At 40.8% G+C, this 3,786-nt stretch carries 2 protein-coding genes and 1 pseudogene; 1 reads left to right on the top strand and 2 read right to left on the bottom strand.

Going from position 1 to position 3,786, the window contains the following annotated elements:
• Positions 1 to 136 precede the first annotated feature (136 nt).
• Both tnaA and tnaC read right to left on the bottom strand, forming a co-directional pair.
• Positions 137 to 1,552 carry a tryptophanase gene (tnaA, locus tag HEN33_RS24350; RefSeq protein WP_001365206.1) on the bottom strand — a complete coding sequence of 472 codons (1,416 nt, stop codon included), beginning with the start codon at positions 1,550 to 1,552 and terminating at the stop codon, positions 137 to 139.
• A gap of 220 nt (positions 1,553 to 1,772) precedes the next feature.
• On the bottom strand, positions 1,773 to 1,847 hold the full coding sequence (gene tnaC, locus HEN33_RS24345; RefSeq protein WP_001364348.1) for a tryptophanase leader peptide: 75 nt from the start codon (positions 1,845 to 1,847) through the stop codon (positions 1,773 to 1,775).
• Positions 1,848 to 2,247: 400 nt separating this feature from the next.
• On the opposite strand from tnaC, the pseudogene HEN33_RS24340 reads away from it, so the two are divergent.
• Positions 2,248 to 3,786: pseudogene (locus HEN33_RS24340) on the top strand (ShET2/EspL2 family type III secretion system effector toxin); the annotation flags it as partial.

Here is a 3,786-nt window from a genome sequence, read left to right as displayed (position 1 = left end):
AATTTTAATCAGCGAGTCAGCTTGGGAAGAAATGACCTGCTTATTCGCACCTTCCTTAGAGGAAGGCTATTTTTGTTATTGAAGATGTAGGGAGTTAGAGTGGCTAACATCCTTATAGCCACTCTGAATGTATTAATTAAACTTCTTTCAGTTTTGCGGTGAAGTGACGCAATACTTTTGGCTCATAGGTAAAGGTTAAACCTTTAATATTCGCCGCGTTCTCTTTCACATGTTTGAAGGCTTCAATAATGAAGTCCATATGTGTTTGAGTATATGTTGCGCGCGGAATGGTTAAACGCAGCAGCTCAGCCGGGCACGGCAGTTGTTTACCGGTTTTCGGATCGCGGCCTAACAGGAAAGAGCCAATTTCTACCGCACGGATACCGGCGACTTTATACAGCTCGCAGGCCAGCGCCTGTGCCGGGAACTGATCTGCCGGGATATGCGGCAACAGTTTACCGGCATCAACGAACGCCGCGTGACCGCCCGCCTGTTGGCAGACAACGCCAATCTCTTCCAGACCATCGACCAGATACTGCACCTGCGCGATACGATAAGCCAGCCAGTCCAGATTCATGCCGTCATACAGACCTACCGCCAGACGCTCCATCGCGCCGCCTTCCAGGCCGCCATATGTCGGGAAGCCTTCCTGTACCACGCAAAGGGTTCTGCACTCGGTGTACACATCAAAGAAGCTGTCGTCTTTCACGCATAGCAGGCCGCCCATCGGCACCATTGCATCTTTCTTGGCGGACATGGCCAGCATATCGGCATATTTGTAGGTTTCGCGGGTGATCTGCTCGATAGTCCAGTCTTTGTATTCTGCTTCACGCTGCTTGATGAAATAGGCGTTTTCGGCAAAGCGTGCGGAGTCCATGACCACCGGAATATCGTATTTCTTCGCGATGCTGTACATCGCTTTTAAGTTTGCCAGTGAAACCGGCTGACCACCTGCGGAGTTACTGGTGATGGTTGCAACGATATACGGCACGTTATTCGGGCCAACTTCTTCAATACCGCGTTCTAATCCCTCAAGGTCAAAGTTGCCTTTAAAGTCGTAACGCACGCCCGTATCGAAGGCTTCTTTGATATAGACGTTACGCACGGTACAGCCGTTGATCTGGCTATGGCCCTGCGTGGTATCAAAGAAATAGTTAGAGAACGCCACCATTTTGCTGCGATCCAGGCCCTTTTCCTGCTCGCGTTTTTTAATCAGAACAGGAATATAGATTTGCTCTGCACCACGGCCCTGGTGAGTCGGAATAGTGTATTGATAACCAAAGATATTTTTCACTGATTCGGCTAACGCATAGTAGCTGCGGCTGCCGCTGTAGGCTTCGTCGCCGCGCATCATCGCGGCCTGCATACTCTGCGTCACTGCCCCGGTACCGCTGTCGGTCAGTAAATCGATAAACACATCTTCACTATCCAGCAGGAACGGGTTCATACCGGATTTAATAATTGCCTCTTCACGGTAAGCGCGAGTCGTACGTTTTACAGGCTCAATAACACGAATGCGGAATGGTTCAGGGAGATGTTTAAAGTTTTCCATTACATAATCCTTCATTTATTTTAATTACAGTGATCCCTGTGAATATGATATTTGCAATATCTATTAATTCGCCAGTTATATATGCCAAGACCATCATTTACTAAAACAAGTAAATAAATGAGAGACAGCCTTTGCAAAAGGCAAAATTAAGATATAGCAAACAAATAGATCACATTGAATCTAATCGGTTTGGCTTTGGTGATGGTTACAGAAGGGCAAATCAAGGGCGGTGATCGACAATCTTGTTGTCAATATTGAACCATTTTGAGGTCACACATATATGTAAGATATTCATAATGCACTTATCCTCGAAAGACACGAGGCTACAGTATAATACTCAAGAAATTTGTCTATGCTGAAATTGTTTAAATGTGAATCGAATCACAATTAGTTATTGGCTGTGTTTGTGGGAGCTGGCGCATACGGAATATTAACATAAATCCGTGGGTGGATAATTTTTTAATTTTTATCATTATTGTTGAAGGTGATGGCATTGATTATAGGGATACCATTACAAGGAGCTTTTTCCCACGTTGACGTGTCGCGGTTTACTCACCTCATTACCAGGTCGATGACCTTATAGGGAAATGACGTAAAAAGACGAATAACTCTATAAATGAGCGAAATTTGATAGTTGATATTTAAATAGTAACCTTATTATTACTACAACTTTCATATGAATGAGGAGAAAGAAAATGGTTGATAACGTAACTGTTAGCAGAGTATGTGTACAATCTTCTTCTTTCATACCTGATTTGGATGGAGGAAAAAATAAAACTCAATTAATCGTTGACGATATAGTGTCGTATCTTAAAAATCCTTCAGTTTATTCACTTGAAAAAGCGGGTTCATTAAGTGATTTTGTTAATAATAGCAGTGAGATTGAACCATGGGTTTTTATCGGTGGTGGACTTATTATTATTGTCTCCACATCTGAGCAAGACCCTGAAAGTATGATTGTAACTGTGGGGGATGCTGAAGGAAAGTATGCTACACAGATTTTTGTACCGCCTGCGCTTACAACATCCCTCAAAGATATTTTTATTCGCTCTCATACGAACGCAGATGATGAGAGTTTTACTAAAGAGCAGAAAAAAGCTAATAGTAAATATGATATTGTAGATTATAACTGTAAGGTTTATTTTAATGAAAAACCAGAAGATTTAGTCGTGTGCAGGCATATTTCTCTGCAGTATTGTATAGATTCAATGAATGAAAATACAGGTAAAGTTCCATTGAAGGAATGCTATTCAACTCCAGAAGGGATACAGCAACATTTTCCATACGAGCTTGATCAGCAATTTGATAATCTAATAAACAATCCACCACCAGGTACATGCGTCGTTGCTAGTGACAAGTTCGGGGAGATATTATCTGTCTTCTTTCACAGAATGGAAAAAGAGAAGTTAACGCATATGGCGGCAATCGTTAAATCTCAAAAACACGCTATGGCCGTCCGCTTGAGGATAAAACAAACGCCTGCCGGAGAAACTGAATATGTTGTATCCTTTTATGATCCTAATGCAACCAATACTGCAGTACGCTATAAAGCAAAAAACTGTGATTCTTTTGGGTCATTACAATCATTTATAAATATTGAGTTGGCGAATATAAAATGGGTAAAAACAGAAATTTGCTCCGAGTGTGTAGGCATAATTCCTTATCTCCCTCGAGAGCAGGCCCATTTATTAAGTGGTATAGAAAATGAATTGCAACCACCATTATCACCATCAGCATTATATCTATTAATGCAAATGGGGACGTATGAAAATATTGTTCTTTTTTTCGATAAGTTAAGAAATTCCCAAGAAATGACAGTATCAAAGGTTCTTGAGATTCTTGCTGCTAAAGGACCAGGGGGAACATATGGGTTATATATGTCACTGCAACACGATAATCTTAATAAGATTAATGAATATATAACAAATTTAAAAGAGTTGGCCCGAAAATTTAACTTTAGCCGGGAAGACCTGGAAACTCTATTCCTTGCGAAAGATAACCGTGGTGTGAGCGCGATTTCTGTAGCGTTATCAAAAAATAAAAAAGAAAGTGTCAAGGCATTGTTCTTGGCGATAGATGACTTTGAGAAAGAGTTTGGGGTAAATAAAAATGAAATACTTCTTTATATAGGAAAAAATAAACTCAACTTATGATTTAAATAGCGCTATTAAAACCAATAATTATAATGTTGTTAATATATTGCTCGCCAATATAAAAGCTAAAATGTTTAAAAA

Origin of the sequence: Escherichia sp. 94.0001 (assembly GCF_013369155.2) — a bacterium.
GTDB lineage: Bacteria > Pseudomonadota > Gammaproteobacteria > Enterobacterales > Enterobacteriaceae > Escherichia > Escherichia coli_F.
This window is presented reverse-complemented; position numbering and strand designations above follow the sequence as displayed.